Here is a 17,067-nt window from a genome sequence, read left to right as displayed (position 1 = left end):
TCTTGTTCTTATAATTTGAAGCTAAACTAAGCCCGACCAACCCCAAAGCCAATAACATCATCAATGCTATCCACACCAGTTAGCACCATTAATAGCCTATCAACACCCAACGCAATGCCACTACACTCTGGCAGATCATCACAAGCGGCGACGAGATGCTCATCAATGGGCATAATCGGTAATCCGCGGCGCGCACGCTCCTCATTATCGGCCTCAAACCGTGCTTTTAATGCCTGACCGTCCGCTAGCTCATCATAGGCATTGGCAATCTCAATCCCGTTAATATACAGCTCAAAGCGCTTGGCAACCTCGTTACCGTCATCGTCTTTTTCAACCTTAGCCAGTGCGGCTGTTGCCGGCGGATAATTGGTAATCAAAGTCGGTGCATCAAAGCCGAGTTTTGGTTCTACCAAATGGCTAAACAGCACATCTAGCCAGCCCTGACGGTCATCACCCAATCCTAAACGCCCAAAGCCATGCTGCGTGGCAACCTCAATGATAGACTCCAGACTGGCGGTTAAAGGATGAATGCCGACATAGTCGCCAAACGCTTGGCTGTAGCTATAATGAGTTAGGTTTTGAGGTGTGCCATAGACCACACTGAGCAAGTTGGCCAGCTCGTCTGCAAGCATCTCAAGCGTAAAGTCTGGGCGATACCATTCAAGCATCGTAAATTCACTGTTATGACGACCGCCCACTTCGTTGTCCCTAAATACCGGACAGATTTGATACATGGCGACCTGCCAGCTTGCGAGCATCCGCTTCATCGCAAACTCAGGCGAGGTATGCAAATAATGAGTCTGCGGCTTATCTTGCACGGTTACATTAGTCGATATAGACGGCACAAATATATCGGTGTTACCCGCCTGAGACATCATCGGCGTTTGCACTTCTAGCACCTCACGCTCTGCGAAAAACTGGCGTATCGTTGCCAGCATTTGCGCCCGCTTTTGCGCCATCGGTAAGCTCATGGTTGGGTGATAATCAATGTGCTCAGTCAACAAATGTGAAGATAAATCGTTGGTCATAATGTCTCAATGGTTTGTTAGTCAACAAAGCCCAAACAAGATTTGGGCTTTGTTGGTTAGGTATGATTTAGTTATCGACTATCTATTATAGTCCCTACATTATTGTCTGGTATTGAACAACCACTCACGGCGCAGGGCATAGTTTTTGCGAAGCGCATCAAACGCCTTGGCAGGTACGGCTTGCTCACTGCTATCGACACTGTCTCTTAGCAGCTTATCATCACCTTTGATATCATAAAACTCAGTCAGCTGTTGTGGATTCTCTTTTAGCTGCTGCCATTGATACGGATTATCAGGTAACAAGTCATCCATCAGCGCCATCGGTTCAATGTCTAGCACATCCGCACCCTTAGGGCCGTAAGAGCGGGCGAAACTATCAAAGATCATTTGCGTACCACGTAATTTGCCTTCGACTGTATAACCGGCAATATGCGGTGTGGCAATGGCCAGTTTATCTATTAGCTCAGCACTGACGGTTGGCTCATGTTCGAATACATCAAGTACAACCTGACGCTCAGAGTTTTTATCCAAATTAGCCAGCAAGTCTGCTTCATTGACCACAGCACCTCGTGAGGTATTAATGAGCATGGTATCTGCCGGCATCTTTTCCAAAACAGCACTGTTAATCATATGCTGAGTCGGCAGCTCACTATAGCCTGGCAGGGTCAACGGCACGTGTAAACTGATGACATCACTGTTACTAATCACCTCATCAAAGCTGGCATTATTAATCACGTTTCTTGATTGAAACGGATCATAACCCAACACTTCCCAGCCCAAATCAAGTGCATAGCGTGCCAATGTGGTGCCGATATTACCCAGACCAATGATGCCTAACTTAACCGGCTTGTCTGATTTATTGGCATCATCTGACCAATACTCAGGACGCAATTGCAAAATAGCAGTCATTACATATTGCGCCACTGAATGTTTGCTACAGCCCGCCGCATTCACAAAGCGCATGCCTCTTAGGCTGACATAACCTTCATTAACATGGTCGGTACCGATGGTCGCTGAGCCAATAAATTTAACGCTGCTATTGCTATCTAATAGCTGTGGCGTTATCTGAGTGACCGAGCGAATCAGCAGCGTATCCGGCTGATGCTGCTGTAACACGTCTGCCGTGATATCGCGTCCTGCCATAGTGATGACATTGACCGGTTGCTTAAGATTTTTCTCATTAAAATAATCATGTAAATGGGCGATATTACTGTCAGCAACGATAGTGAACATGGACAAATTTATCCTTTATTTTATTAATTTATTGTTTTAGTTGTCTTTATGATGCTTAGTCATGGTGTAGGTCTGAATGGTTATGATCTTTTTTATGTGACCCATCAGAGCCTAGTGGCTCAGGAGTAATACCTTCGATTGGCGCATCAGCAAACGGATACTTACTAAAGGTCACCACGTTGGGTGAAATCTCTAGTGACATGGGTCTATCGGCAGGCTTCCACTCGTGCTCATCTAACTGAGTATAACAAGGTGCAAAAATAATATTTCGATGTTGATTAATCCACTCACGCCATACGGCCAAGCCAATTGCTAATACCACAGGACCAATAAATAGACCCACGAAACCAAAGGCAGTTAAGCCGCCTAACACCCCGATAAAGATAATGATAAATGGAATTTTAGTCGCGCCTGAGATAACAATCGGACGAATTAGGTTATCTACCCAGCTAATAACCAACATACCCCAAAGCGTCAAACCAATCGCCTCTGCTGCCATACCCTGCGTGAATAGCCATAGCGCAACGCCCATCCAAGCAAATGGCGTACCAAACGGAATTAAGGCGACCACAAAGGTCATCAGCGTTAGCAAAATAGGGTTCGGCGCCCCAGCAAAGTAATAGCCAACACCGGCTAATACTGCTTGCGCAACAGCCGTTAAGCCAATGCCATAAACCACGGCTTGCGTGGTTGATCCCACCGAGTCAATGTAGTCATCAATACGGTTGCCAATGATATTACGCAGCGCTTGGCGAATCTGCTTCATCAAGCTGATACCATCACGGTAGAAAAAGAAGATGGTCATCAACGCCATACCCAGCTTAGCCATGGTACTTAATGCGACATCCAGCGCTAACTTGCCGTAATACAGGTGCGACTGCAACCAGGCTCTAAAGGCACTCAGCGATGCTTCAGGATCTTTGTTAATTTCCCATAACATGTCTTTAATTTGCTGACCAATCACAGGTAGATCTTTAATCTCTTCAGGCAAATCGACATAACCGACCTTGATGCGATGTAACAAGGTGCTGTATAAGTTGACCGCTTCTTGCTGCAACACAAACAATCCCAATACCACTGGCACGCCTAGAATCAGCGAGATACAAATGGTCATAATGCCGGCACTCAGATTTGAGCTCAGCATCACCTTTTGATGGAAAAAACGATATACCGGGAACGTAACATAGGCCAAAATAGCGGCCCAAATGGCAGGCACGATAAAAAACTGTACTACTTTAAAGCACAGAATCGATAAAATAACCAACAAAGTCGCGGTCAACACACGCTGTGTAACCAGCTCTCGTGTCCAGTTCTCAATCATGACAGCGTATACCTAAATAAATGGTTCAATTAAACAATGAAATTAAAATCAGTCCGTTTGATAAAGGTTATAACTTATTATAACGGCTTACTTAATACTGATATTCTATTATGCGATAAGCCAATCAAAATGAATAATGTTAACTTGTAACTTTTACTTACAATATTACTGCTAGGATAAAATTGAGCCTAAAAAAACAGGACCTGACCCTATGATCACGCCCTGCTCTATAACATCAATTTCTTTACGTCAGCTTGTTTAGCATCAGTTTCTTTAGTAAGAACTAGCAAAAGTAAGAACTAGCAAAAGCAAGAACACGATAAATGTGCTCTATGCGCTTTTATTGCTTAAACTACTTTAGATCTGTAATTCACCCACATCGGCGACAGTCAAGAACAGCTCACGCACCTGCTTTAATAAGGTCAGACGATTGGCTTTTAATGCCGGATCATCACTATTAACCATGACGTGATCAAAGAAGCCAGTTAACGGTGCTTCAAGCGTAGCAAGTGATTGTAAGATTTGAGTATAATTTGCAGCAGCTTGCAATGGCGCCACTTCTGTTTTGGCTGTGCTCAATGCTTGATACAAGGTCTTCTCAGCCTCTTCTGTTAGCAATGACTCATCGACTGACTCAGACGCTTCGCCTTCTGATTTGGCTAAAATATTGGCCACACGTTTGTTAATCTCAGCCAAGGTCGCCGCTTGCGGTAAGCTGCGGAACTCACTGACCGCATGAATGCGCTGATCGAAATCAAGTGGCATGTGTGGATTAATGGCCAATACCGCTTGAATGGTATCAACGCTCACGCCCTGCTCAGTATACATCGCACGATAACGTGAATTAATAAAGTCGATAACTTGGGTTAAGGTCTCGCCAGCATGAGGCAGTTTGCCTTGATAATTAACAATCGCTTGTTCAATCAAGCTGACCAGATTAATCGGCAACTGCTTTTCAATTAAGATACGCAGCACGCCAATGGCTGAACGGCGCAAGCTAAACGGATCTTTTGAGCCAGTTGGGGCTTGGTCGATACCAAAAATACCAACCAGAGTGTCAATACGATCTGCCAGTGCTAGGCAAATACCGACTGCTGTTTTTGGTAATGCATCACCACTGAACTTCGGTAAATACTGCTCTTCTATCGCAGCGGCAATCGCTTCAGGCTCACCATTTAAGCGCGCATAATAGGTACCGGCAACCCCTTGCAGTTCTGGGAATTCACCCACTAAGGTACTGGTCAAGTCGGCTTTGGCCAATATCGCTGCACGTGTGGTCTGCTCAACATCAATGTCAGCGTAACCGGCGATATTTTCTTCTTTAAATAACGCAGCAATAAAGCCTGCCAACTTAGCGATACGTTCAGACTTCTCCCAAATCGTACCCAGCTTATCTTGGAATACTCGATTCTTTAAGCTTTCTGCCATTTCAATCAACGGCTGCTTTTGATCTTGTAAGAAGAAGAACTCAGCATCGGCCAAACGTGGACGTACCACTTTCTCGTTACCAGTGACTACTTGGCTTGGGTCTTTTGATTCGATATTACTAATAAAGATAAAGTATGGCTGCAATTTGCCGTCTTTATCGGTTAAGCAGAAATATTTTTGATCCGCTTGCATGGTGCTAATTAAAGCTTCTTGTGGCACTTGCAAAAAGCGCTCTTCAAATGTCGCTCGCAGCGCCACTGGCAAATCAACCAGGGCAGTCACTTCATCTAACAAGTCTTGCGGCACAATGGCTTCAGCGTTGACTTCATCGGCCAAGGCTTTAACACGATCGGTAATTAACTGTTGGCGACGATCAAAATCAGCAATGACTTTGGCATTCTCAAGCACGGTTTCATAGTCTTTGGCATGAGCAATATTTTGCGCTTCAGGTGAATGATAGCGATGACCCAAGGTTTGGTTACCCGCCTGTAGGCCTTGCACTGTGGCATCAATCACTTGATCATCTTGCATCAATACCAACCATTTTACGGGGCGTACGAACTCTTCACGGCTCGCACCTGAACGCATACGCTTGGCGATTGGCAAGTTATCCAAGGCGGTTTGGAAGATATTAGGCAGCAGCTCAGTGGTCGCCTGACCATGTACGGTTAGCTCATAGCCGATATAATCACCTTTGTCGGTTTCAATGGTAATCAGCTCACTAGGATCGATACCTAGACCCTTGGCAAAACCTTGTGCAGCACGGGTTGGATTGCCGTCTGCATCATAGGCCGCTTTGACCGCAGGACCACGCTTTTGTTCGATACGGTCTGGCTGCTTTTCGCTGATACCTTCAATTTGAATAGCAAGGCGACGCGGTGCAGCAAAGGCTTTTAAGCTGTTATAGCTGATATTCGCGTCTTTTAATTGGCTTTCAACACTGGCTTGCAGTGAGTCACGTAATGGCTTTAGGCTCTTTGGCGGTAGCTCTTCACTACCTAGTTCAAATAAAATTGTACTCATGAGGGTCTCTGCTTTTATAAGAGGTTATATATTTTTATAGGTAAGACAGTCGCTATATGTCAGGCAGTGACGTTTACTTGGTCACATGCTCATTTTGCATTACTTGTCTTTTGATTTTTGCTTAGACTTGTTCTCTGGCTTAGCGTTTGCCTCGTCTGTCGACGACTCTTCTTTCGGCAAATACTTCTTCAAGGCCGCCTCTTTGTGCGCCTCATCGGCCAATGGGAAACCAAGCTTAGCACGTGCCTGCACATAACCTTGTGCCACTTTGCGCGCTAAAGTACGCACTCTTAGAATAAAGCGTTGACGCTCAGTGACCGAAATCGCACCACGCGCATCGAGTAAGTTAAAGGTATGCGAGGCTTTTAACACCATCTCATAGGCTGGCAATGGCAAGTCAGCTGCCACTAGTTTGTCCGCTTGCTGCTCATAAAAGTCAAATAAATCAAACATCTTAGGCACGTCAGCATGCTCAAAGTTGTAGGTTGATTGCTCCACTTCGTTTTGATGGAATACATCACCATACGTTACTTTACCAAATTCGCCATCGGTCCAAACTAAGTCATAAACACTATCGACACCTTGAATATACATGGCCAGACGCTCAAGACCATAAGTAATCTCACCGGTGACTGGGAAGCATTCTAGGCCGCCCACTTGCTGGAAGTAAGTAAACTGAGTCACTTCCATACCGTTTAGCCATACTTCCCAGCCCAGACCCCAAGCACCTAGGGTTGGCGACTCCCAGTTGTCTTCGACGAAACGCACGTCATGGGTCAAGGTATCGATACCAATAGCTTCAAGTGAACCCAGATACAACTCTTGAATATTAGGCGGGTTTGGCTTCATGACCACTTGGAACTGATAATAATGCTGCAAACGGTTGGGGTTATCACCATAACGGCCATCAGTAGGACGACGTGATGGCTGCACATAAGCGGCGTTCCAAATTTCAGGCCCTAATGAACGTAAAAAAGTCGCGGTATGGAACGTTCCTGCACCGACTTCCATATCGTAAGGTTGTAACACCACACAGCCTTTTTCTGCCCAATAAGTTTGCAATGTCAAAATCAGTTCTTGAAAAGTCATAATATCGCCATGTTTTTGAGATAAATAAGGTTAATAAAAATATCAATGAAACTATAAATAATAAAATAAAAAAAGCGCAATAAACAGAGATAAATAGTGAGGTAATGCCATTTTTTGTATGATTCACAATAATACGCTCACCATACTAAAAAAACGTTATTTTATCTATATAGTTAGCTCAATTGATGCAAATATAGACAAAAAAATACCTAGATGGTAACCCATCTAGGCAGGAGGAAAGCGGTTTGATAGTGATCAGCTGCTAATTATCACCACAAACAGATGTCAATATTTACTTTTTATTATTATATGTTTTTTTATAAGTCTTATACAGTCGATAATGTGTCATTATATTAATGAACCAATACTGCACTCTACCACTGAGCCCTAATGCTGAACTAAAGTAACGCACTGAGCTCTGCAGCGTTGGCCTATTTATGCGCACTTATTTATCAGCTATTTATGCAGCATAAGATGCGGCAGTCGCTTTTGGCATGATTAGCCATAGAATAAGGTAAATCAAAATACCTGGAACCGCAGCGCTAGCTGACGAAATAATGACGAATAAAATACGGGTCAGGTTCGGTGACCAACCAAAATATTCAGCCACTCCGCCCATCACACCAGCAATCATGCGGTGATTGCGAGACCGATGTAGTTTTGTTAACTTAGCCATATCTAGTACCTCCTTGATGATTGCTTCGCTTCGTATTGACAGCTTTTATTGCAATTATTGCTTATACTATACCTATTCATTAAACAGCGCTTTGTCATCACATCTGATTGTTGCTTAATGTGAATCTTGATGTTGCTGATACTAATGACCTAGAATTCTTATTATTTTTTGCCGTTGTGTTTATCGTTCATTATCGTTATTTTTGTTCACTGCTGTACTGTTTGCTGTTTAGCAGCTATTTATTATTGTTATTAAATTAGCGGCTAATTTATGATTATTTTTATCACTGCTAATGTTGTTATATTTATTGGCTTTTTTATTGATGTTTTTTATGGATATAGCAGAGTTAATCGCAGTGAATGAACGTTTTATTTGGAACAGTTATTATTATAGCGATATTTAACAAAAATGCTGTTGGGAGTTTACACCAACTTTGTAACATTATGACTAATAAGTATTGCGCAAATCTAGCACAACTGCAGTTTACTAACATTTTATAACCTATTGTTTTAAAAATACTTTTCATTGATTTCAATTCATACATAATCTCACTCTATTCGCTTATCGATACCCGCTATTTTGATATTAATAAGGATTATATTATGCAAAAACCTGGGCTAATTATTGGGCATTTTGAACCTTTGCATTTGGGTCATATTCGCAGTATCTTGCACGCCTCTTCGCTGGTCGACATTTTACATATCGTTATCACCCGTCACCCGAATCCAAACCCTAAATTTCCAGTGACTTTGCAAGATAAAGCACGTTGGTTACAGATGGCGTGTCGCGATATGCCTTTTATAAAAATCCATATTTGCGATGATTTTTCATTCCCTGTGCATGACAGCATTGAAGACATCACCATCAATATCGACGGCTATAATGCCAAAATAGACTACATCCAAAACACCTTTGAGATTACCGGAGATGCCACTTTATTGGTCACAGAAGGTCACCCACTGTCGAAAGAAGCGGTCACTTCTGCGCTCAATATTGATGTTGCGACGACCCCGCTACATCCTGAATTCGATAGTATTTCTATTCATTACAACCCCATTGCCAATTGGGACATCATTCATCCTGAAGCCCGCGGTGACTATACGCGTACCGTTGCTATTGTCGGCGGTGAAAGCTCGGGTAAAACAGTCCTTGCGCACAAAATTGCGAACTACTATGGCACCGATTTGGCGTTAGAGATGGGTCGACTGTATGTAGACACTCATTTGGGCGGGACAGAAGAAGGGCTGCAGTATAGTGACTACGCGCCTATCGCCTTGGATCATGCTCAAGCGGTGCGTGAAGCCATGTATCAGGCCAAGTCACCGGTCACCATTGTTGATACCGACTTTGTGACTACTCAAGCCTTTTGTGAAGAATACGAAGGTCGCACCCATCCTTTTGTAGCGGCCTGTATTGATGAGTTCCGTTTTGATCATACGTTATTCTTGGCCAACAACACCCCTTGGGTTGCCGATGGTATGCGCTCATTAGGCTCAGAGGACGCGCGCGATCGCTTTGAGGACCGCTTAAGCGAAATTTTCCATCGTCATAACATTACAACCCATCGTATCAGCAGCCCTGATTACTTCCAGCGCTATCAACAAGCGATTGACTATATTGATACCCATATTTTCGCAAAATAAGGAATTTTTATGCGCATTAAGTTGTTAGATAACTTAACTGGAAAATGGGCCATGCAGTGGATTATTGCTTGGTTTTTATTTGGTGTGATTGCATTAAGTTCAGGCTTTTGGCTCACCACCGAGCACACTCAGTTAGACTGGTTTTACCTCGCTGTATCCATCGTGGGCTTAGTCTGTGTGGTGTCGTTGTCCTTCCGCAAAAACGTGATGGGTAATGGTCTCGGCATGGCGGCCACTGCCGGTGAGGTTGTGGTACAAGCAACCTCCGGCGCTGTCGGTCTAATGATGGCCCCACTATTTAACTTCTTTACCCACGTTTATGGCCTATTTTATTGGTCAAAAAACAAAGACCCAGACGGCAATATGATACCCAAATCAGCCACAAAGTGGGTTTGGATCATCACCTTGATATTCATCAGTGTTGGGTTGATGCTGTTCCCTATCGTCAATGAGTGGCTGGCTGAAAAAGGCTATGCTGTGGTGCAAGATGACGGCAGTCAGTTCTTGGGAATGATTGATTTTTACTGGATTAACGTATTCGCTTTTGTGCTATCTATCACTGCACAGGCCACAATGATTTTGCGTTATTCGTTCAACTGGTGGATTTGGATTGTGGTGAACTTTGTGTGGCTGATTGTCAACTTAATGACAGGCAACTACATCTTTGCGATTCAAACCATGGTGTATCAGATTAACTCATTTATTGGTCTGTATGAATGGCAACGCAACGCTCGGATAGAAACGACAGCCTAGATTCCTTGACTGAAACAAAAAAATACCGCGACTTTAATCGCGGTATTTTTTATTTTGTATCAAGCACTTAATTATTGTGAGTTACTGATGTGAGTTACTGACAATTAAGACTTGCTAGGACTGTACTTTTTTAACGCATCAATACGATCATCTAAAGTCGGATGTGAGCGGAATAAGTTGGCAATACTAAAGCCTTGTGCTTGACCAGAAGCAATCGCAAACGCTTGCATGTTCTCAGGCATTTGATCAGGACGAGCTTCAGCTGGACGTAGCGCATTTAATGCACCAATCATCTTATCGCGGCCTGCCAGCTTAGCACCCATCGCATCGGCACGGAACTCACGTTGACGCGAGAACCACATCACAATCGCTGACGCTAAGAAGCCCAGCAAGATGTCCATCGCAATACTGGTGACGAAATAACCGATACCAGGACCGTCTTCATTCTTGAACACCACTCTATCGACAAAGCTACCGATGATACGAGCAAAGAACATCACAAACGCGTTCACCACGCCTTGAATCAAGGCTAGGGTCACCATATCGCCATTAGCAACATGACCAATCTCATGCGCCAATACCGCTTCGACTTCATCAGGGGTCATGCTATGTAATAGACCCGATGAAACCGCGACCAGCGCTTTGTTTTTGTTCCAACCAGTAGCAAAGGCATTCGGCTGTGAGTTGTCAAAGATACCCACTTCTGGCATGTCGATATTGACCGCTTTTGCTTGCTTAGCAACGGTTTCAACCAGCCATTTTTCCATAGTGCTTTTTGGCTGATCAATAACGACCGTACCAGTTGAACGCTTTGCCATCCACTTTGACAAAAACAAAGAGACGATAGAGCCAAGCATCCCGTACACACCACACATTACTGCTAAGCTGGCAATATTCAACCCGCCGGCGCCATGGACAGCACCTAGACCGAAAAATCTAGATAAAATACCAAAAACGATACTGAACACAATCAGCACCGCCAGGTTCGTTAATAAAAATAGGCCAATACGCATCATACGCAAAATTTCCTTTATATCTTAAGTGTCAGACCAAACAATGAATCGAACTGAATATAGCCGACTTAGGTCAGCGTTATAAGCCAATGATTTATTGTGGCTGATTTATGTCATAGTATGCTTAAATGGGGCTATTATGACAAATAATCAATCCAAAACGTAGCCAGTGACGACGATATTTACATTAATGACGCTTACTGCAATAATAGAATCCTAATAACCCGTCACAACAAGGGATAACGCTTTACCGCTCATTGCCCTATTCGATGACAATCAGTCAAAGCGAATCGAAGCCAATCAATGTGAATGCCAATGATGTTATAGAAAACACGGCATATAAAACAACATAGCATACAAAAAGAGATGGTTAGTTGTATTCGTCTGCTGATGGGTTACACTGAATCAATCATGATAAAAAACAATATTCACAACCCAACCTAATAAGGATATTAGAATGGCCTCACGTAAACGCTCCAACAAACGCAGCTTAGACCAATGGCTGTCAGAGTATGCGGTTAGTCACCAAAACCCAATTAACAAAAAAATTCACTGGCTATGTGTGCCGACCATCTTTGTCAGCATCTTAGGCATGGGCATGTCGATGGCCGCATGGGTAACCATCGTGGCCACTATGCTTGTCGCTATCTTCTACTTGCGCCTATCGACGCCTTTATTTATTGCGATGGGTATCTTTATGCTAATCAGCATGGCCGCCATCAGTGCCTTACCACTGGGCTTTAAAGCATGGGCCGCCATCTTCGTCATTGCCTGGATTGGACAATTTGTCGGTCACAAAATTGAAGGCAAAAAGCCGTCTTTCTTTAAAGACCTACAGTTTTTATTAATTGGTCCAGCTTGGGTAGCCAATACCTTGATGGGTCGTAAAATCAAACCTGCCTATCAATAAACATCCCATAGAAAACACCCCATAGATCTTAAAAATAAAACGGATCTTAAAATAAAAAGCGATTATTGGTAAATCTCGACTTAAAGTATTGGTAATAACAAACACCAATAATCACAAGTATCGATTTAAGTACCAGTCAATGCTAATAATCGCTTTTGTTAACCGAACAACAACCAAAAAGTTGGATTGTTGCGCTTTTCATACCCAAATTTGACTATTTTTTTGTTAGAATATTATCAAATACGCTATTATCTGTAAGCTGGCCTTAACATTTAACGGCGGTAGGATATAGATGCCGTTTATTTTTTCAACGTTAATGTTATAGAGCTTTGATGATATATAACCTGCTCTTTTCGTTGTCAGCCTAACTATATAGGCTTTTTTTAGGAGATCTCATTGTGAAATTATTAAAGAACACAGTAACCCTAGCTGTACTTGCTGGTCTTGGCACTTTTGGCTTCGCTGCTAACGCTGCTACTTATGAAATCGATTCTGATCATGCAAACGTTCGCTTTTATGTTGACCACTTTGGCACAACCACTAACTCTGGCGGATTCTATGGCATCTCTGGTGTCCTTGAGTATGCTCCAGAAGAACAAAAAGGCTTTGCTGGTATCACCATCCCTATGGGCAGCCTAGAAACAGGTTTCAAACCATTTACTAAGCACTTAAGATCTGCTGACTTCTTCAACGTTGAAAAGTACCCAAGCGCTTATTTCCAATCAACTGACTGGGTTTTTGACGGCGAAAAAGTAAAAGAAGTAAAAGGTAACCTAACCCTAGTAGGTCAAACACATCCAGTGACTTTGACTGCTACTAAGTTTAACTGTTATGACAACCCTATCTTGAAAAAACGTTCTTGCGGTGGCGACTTTGAAACCACAATCGACAGAACCAAATGGGGTATCAATACTTTTGCTGACAACGGCATGATGAAAGACGTTAAAATTGTTGTACAAATCGAAGCAACCCCAAAAGACTAATTTAGCGATTAGCGATACTATATTAAGCACAATCGGCTAATAACATTAATATCTAGCCGAACACTGTGCTTAAGCTGTCGCTGATGGCGATGGCGATGGCCTTTAGTATGAAAAGAAGGCGCTACTGATAAGGTAGCGCCTTCTTGCGTATCAGCATATCAGTATACCAACGCTTATACTTATACTCACCTTTTGTATTCACTGCGCTGTATTGACGCAGCCTCTATAAATACGATGCTTTAAGCTTTATCATAAACACCACTCAATCCAAACGTTACCGGTCACTTTTTGCTCAATACTGGAGTACTGCTGATGGCAAAGTCTGCACTTATTAAGCCTATCGTTGCACGCGACACTCAAGAACCCAACCGGGTTTCGACCACGTTAGAGCTGTTATTCGACTTGGTATATGTGATTGCAGTATCCGCTGCTGCCAGTGGCTTTTATCAACAACTTAGAGTGCACGACTTAAGTGGTTTTCTAACCTTTACGGTTGCCTTTTTTATCTTATGGAATGCATGGACCAGTTTTACTTGGTTTGCGTCAGGCTATGATCCTGACGATGTGGTCTATCGTATTTCTGTGATGCTACAGATGTTTGGCTCGTTAATGATTGCTGCCAATATCAATCAGTTTTATGACCAAGGATTGATGTGGATTGGAGTCACCGGCTATGCCATCATGCGCTTGGCCAGTTGTAGCCAATGGTGGCGCGTCTATCGAAACATACCCGACCATCGACAAGTCGCGCTGCGTAGTATTGTTGGCTTGTTCACGCTACAAAGCATGTGGATCATTTGGCTATTTTTACCAAAGTCGCTGCAAACGCCTTCGTTGTTTTTATTTATATTCTTAGAGCTGTTTATGCCGTTATGGGCACGCTCAGAGAAGTTCCATAACTGGCACCCAGGCCATATTGCTGAGCGCTACGGTCTGCTAACCATTATCGTTTTGGGTGAGGGCGTGGTGGGTATCAGCAGTATTATCCACTCTTTTGTTATCGACCCCACTTATAACGCAGGCTCGATTATTGTGTCCGCTTCTGGATTGGTCGCTCTGCTATTTTCGATGTGGTGGCTATACTTTAGTATCCCTTTTGACCACATGTTGAGCGTGCATAGACACCGCCGTGATCTATTCGTATTTGGCTACGGCCACTTTTTCGTATTTGCCTCTATTGCAGGGCTCAGTAGTGCGCTGAAGCTGGTGATGGATACCAGTGCTGTATTAAGCTCTCATCCTGGTTCTGATCAGATATCAGAGACGTATGTGATAGCAACCATTATGCCGCAGCTGGCTGCGTTTTTGCTAACTTTAACTTTGCTACGTACTGTGATGTGCAAGCATTCTAAGTCGAATTTACTCGCCTTTGGATTGGCACTGATTATTATCGCCCTAAGCTTTGTCGCTGTGACCTTACAGCTGCCACTGACTTACGCGATTTGGATGAGCGTGTTAGCGCCGGTAGTGATGATTATTATTTTTGCTAAGGATCACAATCAGTGGTATGCAGACCATCCTCAGTTTGAGAAACCGCAGTAGCTTCGCTTCTCCTAACTTAGCGATTAGCCCCCACAGCCCTTGAAACTGAGCTGTTGGCTTAATACGTGATAAATGGCTGTTAAGGTGATGGGTATAGGTCTAATCAAGCCTAGCTATTAGTCAGCCAATGCTTTAATCAGCTCAAAGCGGGGCATTTGCTTGCCATCAAGCTCGATAGTCTCGGTAAACATCTCAAGCGGACGCACCCAGACGCCATATTCACCATACAAACAGCGATAAACGACCAGTGCTTCTTCGGTTTCAGAATGATGCGCGGTATGCAGCACTTGGTATAGATTGCCTTTGTAATGGCGGTAGATGCCTTGAGGGACTTGGTTTTTATTATCCAACATAGTGTTGCAACTTATCCTCTAGTTTTAATTTGGCTTGTTTCCACTCTTCTGCGGTCATGCTATACACCACAGAGTCTGAAATTACCCCATCCTGTCGGACTCGATCACCACGAACGATACCGTCTTTTTTGGCACCCAAACGTTCAATAGCGCGCTGTGAATTTAGATTGCCCACGTCAGTGCGCCAGCCTACAGTTAAGTAGCCCAGCGTCTCAAAAGCATAACGCAGCAACATCATCTTGCAGACGGTGTTTACGTGGGTGCGCCAATACGATTTGGCATACCAAGTGTAACCAATATTTAACCGTTTCACTTCTGGTCTGATGGCGTACAAGCTGGTCGTACCAATTGCCTTTTTGCTATCGGTATCAATCACGGCAAACGCCACTCTATCGGCCATACTATTGGCATGATCGATATAGCTTTCGACCATATCGGGACTTGGCACAGTGGTAATAACCGGTAGCCACAACTCGCCATCTTGACAAGCTTTGGCTAAATCAGCGGCGTGCGCTTGGGTCAACGGTTCAAGCAAGATATCCTGAAACGGACCAGGGGCAGAGCCTTGATAGGTCAGTACAGGAGGCACAGCAATGCTTTTATTCATAGGACAATAACCTGTTAATAATGTTCAGTTTAAGCAGTCCTCATCATAAGGACATACTGTCAGCAAGCGCGGCTAAGCCTCCTACTCTTTGTAAATTAGCACCTATTAATTAGGCACTAATTCATTATGCATTCATTATGCAATCGTCACTCTTGCAAAGCCTTTTTTACCGGCTTGAATCACAACAGTCTGGCCAGAGGTTAAGCTAAAGCCTGCGTTGACTTCTTCGCCATCTACTTTGACGGTGTTGCGTTTTAGCATGTCTTTGGCAGCAGCGTTGTTTTTGGCTAAATCTGCTTGGTTTAAGATTTGAGTGATGAACAGTGCGTCCTGCCCTTCTGGCAACTCAAGCGTCACTTCCGGTAAATCAACTGGCAGCTCGCCGTCTGCTAATACGTTACCTGCAGATTTGTGCGCGTTAGCAGCGGCTTCTGCACCATGGAAACGCTCGATGAGCTCTTCGGCTAGAATTCGTTTGATTTCTTGCGGGTTACGACCGTTTTCCATCTCAGCCATTAATGCGTTGACTTCATCCATTGGTTTGAAGCTTAAGAATTCAAAATAGCGATGGATTAATTCATCTGGCATCGACAGTAGTTTTTGGTACATGGTGCCTGGTGCGTCTTCGATACCGACATAGTTGCCTAGTGATTTTGACATCTTATTGACGCCGTCTAGGCCTTCTAGGATTGGCACAGTGATGCACACCTGCGCTTCATGACCGTAGCGACCTTGCAGGGTGCGACCCATTAATAGGTTGAAGGTTTGGTCAGTACCGCCCATCTCAACGTCAGCTTCTAGCGCGATTGAATCGTAGCCTTGAACCAGTGGATATAAGAACTCGTGGATAGCGATTGGCGTTTGTGACGCATAACGCTTGGCGAAGTCGTCACGCTCAAGCATACGCGATACGGTTAGCTGGCTTGCCAACTGAATCATGTCTCCTGCGCTCATTTTGTTAAACCACTCAGAATTAAACACCACTTTGGTTTTGTCTTTGTCTAAGATTTTGAAAACCTGTTCAGCGTATGTCTTGGCGTTTGCCAACACTTGCTCGTCGGTTAGCGGTGGACGTGTAGCGTTTTTGCCCGATGGGTCACCGATTTTGGCGGTATAGTCGCCAATCAAGAAGTAAATCTCATGCCCTAAATCTTGGAAGTGCTTCAGCTTATTAATCAGTACCGTGTGTCCTAAGTGCAAATCTGGTGCAGTAGGATCGAAGCCGGCTTTGATTTTTAGCGGACGACCCAGTTTTAATTTAGCAATTAAATCTTCTTCAGAATAAATCTCAAAGGTGCCGCGTTTAATAATGGCTAGCTGTTCTTCGATACTTAATTTATCTGCTGACTGGGTCATGATTACCTCTTTGGATTAGTGTGGTTAGTATTGACTTATATAAGGTCAAATCGAACGTCTTTTAGATTTGGATAACTTCGGGCTTGGATTGACGTTATTATAATTGGCT

General features: G+C 43.7%; 15 protein-coding genes. 5 read left to right on the top strand and 10 right to left on the bottom strand.

What is annotated here, in order from left to right; genetic code table 11:
• Positions 1-26: 26 nt before the first annotated feature.
• From epmA to A6J60_RS08565, 6 genes are all read right to left on the bottom strand, one after another.
• Positions 27-1,028, bottom strand: coding sequence for an EF-P lysine aminoacylase EpmA (gene epmA, locus A6J60_RS08590; RefSeq protein ID WP_096065625.1), 1,002 nt, complete (start codon positions 1,026-1,028; stop codon positions 27-29).
• A gap of 99 nt (positions 1,029-1,127) precedes the next feature.
• Entirely contained in the window at positions 1,128-2,267 is a 1,140-nt protein-coding gene (locus A6J60_RS08585; protein ID WP_193778044.1) for a 4-phosphoerythronate dehydrogenase, read from the bottom strand.
• Positions 2,268-2,316: 49 nt separating this feature from the next.
• Entirely contained in the window at positions 2,317-3,582 is a 1,266-nt protein-coding gene (locus A6J60_RS08580) for an AI-2E family transporter (protein ID WP_096065623.1), read from the bottom strand.
• 357 nt (positions 3,583-3,939) lie between these two features.
• Positions 3,940-6,033, bottom strand: a complete 2,094-nt coding sequence (gene glyS, locus A6J60_RS08575; protein WP_096065622.1) for a glycine--tRNA ligase subunit beta — start codon at positions 6,031-6,033, stop codon at positions 3,940-3,942.
• 99 nt (positions 6,034-6,132) lie between these two features.
• Positions 6,133-7,122, bottom strand: coding sequence for a glycine--tRNA ligase subunit alpha (glyQ, locus tag A6J60_RS08570; RefSeq protein ID WP_096065621.1), 990 nt, complete (start codon positions 7,120-7,122; stop codon positions 6,133-6,135).
• Between the two features lie 460 nt (positions 7,123-7,582).
• Positions 7,583-7,798, bottom strand: a complete 216-nt coding sequence (locus A6J60_RS08565; protein WP_096065620.1) for a PspC domain-containing protein — start codon at positions 7,796-7,798, stop codon at positions 7,583-7,585.
• Between the two features lie 584 nt (positions 7,799-8,382).
• On the opposite strand from A6J60_RS08565, the gene nadR reads away from it, so the two are divergent.
• The gene (nadR, locus tag A6J60_RS08560; protein WP_264755596.1) at positions 8,383-9,441 is read left to right on the top strand and encodes a multifunctional transcriptional regulator/nicotinamide-nucleotide adenylyltransferase/ribosylnicotinamide kinase NadR; all 1,059 of its coding nucleotides are present in this window, start codon (positions 8,383-8,385) and stop codon (positions 9,439-9,441) included.
• A gap of 9 nt (positions 9,442-9,450) precedes the next feature.
• Positions 9,451-10,194 carry a nicotinamide riboside transporter PnuC gene (gene pnuC, locus A6J60_RS08555; protein WP_096065618.1) on the top strand — a complete coding sequence of 248 codons (744 nt, stop codon included), beginning with the start codon at positions 9,451-9,453 and terminating at the stop codon, positions 10,192-10,194.
• Positions 10,195-10,298: 104 nt separating this feature from the next.
• Here pnuC and htpX read toward each other — a convergent pair whose 3' ends face one another.
• Positions 10,299-11,210: a protease HtpX gene (gene htpX / locus A6J60_RS08550; protein WP_096065617.1), complete on the bottom strand. Its 912-nt coding sequence runs from the start codon at positions 11,208-11,210 to the stop codon at positions 10,299-10,301.
• Between the two features lie 454 nt (positions 11,211-11,664).
• Between htpX and A6J60_RS08545 the strand changes: the two genes are divergently transcribed.
• The 3 genes from A6J60_RS08545 to A6J60_RS08535 all read left to right on the top strand — a co-directional run bounded on the left by A6J60_RS08545 (position 11,665) and on the right by A6J60_RS08535 (position 14,642).
• Complete coding sequence (locus A6J60_RS08545) at positions 11,665-12,117, top strand: DUF962 domain-containing protein (RefSeq protein WP_193778043.1); 453 nt, start codon at positions 11,665-11,667, stop codon at positions 12,115-12,117.
• 398 nt (positions 12,118-12,515) lie between these two features.
• Positions 12,516-13,100, top strand: a complete 585-nt coding sequence (locus A6J60_RS08540) for a YceI family protein (protein ID WP_096065615.1) — start codon at positions 12,516-12,518, stop codon at positions 13,098-13,100.
• A 312-nt stretch (positions 13,101-13,412) separates the two neighbouring features.
• Positions 13,413-14,642 carry a low temperature requirement protein A gene (locus tag A6J60_RS08535; RefSeq protein ID WP_096065614.1) on the top strand — a complete coding sequence of 410 codons (1,230 nt, stop codon included), beginning with the start codon at positions 13,413-13,415 and terminating at the stop codon, positions 14,640-14,642.
• Positions 14,643-14,758: 116 nt separating this feature from the next.
• Here the strand turns inward: A6J60_RS08535 and A6J60_RS08530 are convergent, their stop codons facing one another.
• The 3 genes from A6J60_RS08530 to tyrS form a co-directional block, all read right to left on the bottom strand.
• Positions 14,759-14,995 (bottom strand): DUF1653 domain-containing protein, encoded by a 237-nt coding sequence (locus A6J60_RS08530; RefSeq protein ID WP_096065613.1) that lies wholly within the window; start codon positions 14,993-14,995, stop codon positions 14,759-14,761.
• On the bottom strand, positions 14,985-15,602 hold the full coding sequence (locus A6J60_RS08525; RefSeq protein ID WP_096065612.1) for a GNAT family N-acetyltransferase: 618 nt from the start codon (positions 15,600-15,602) through the stop codon (positions 14,985-14,987). Before A6J60_RS08525 ends, A6J60_RS08530 begins: the two co-directional genes overlap by 11 nt.
• Before the next feature lie 135 nt (positions 15,603-15,737).
• Entirely contained in the window at positions 15,738-16,958 is a 1,221-nt protein-coding gene (gene tyrS / locus A6J60_RS08520) for a tyrosine--tRNA ligase (protein WP_096065611.1), read from the bottom strand.
• Positions 16,959-17,067: the final 109 nt, after the last annotated feature.

The organism is Psychrobacter sp. FDAARGOS_221 (assembly GCF_002313155.2).
GTDB lineage: Bacteria > Pseudomonadota > Gammaproteobacteria > Pseudomonadales > Moraxellaceae > Psychrobacter.
Note: the sequence above shows the minus strand (reverse complement) of the source record. Positions and strands in the feature narration are given on the sequence as shown.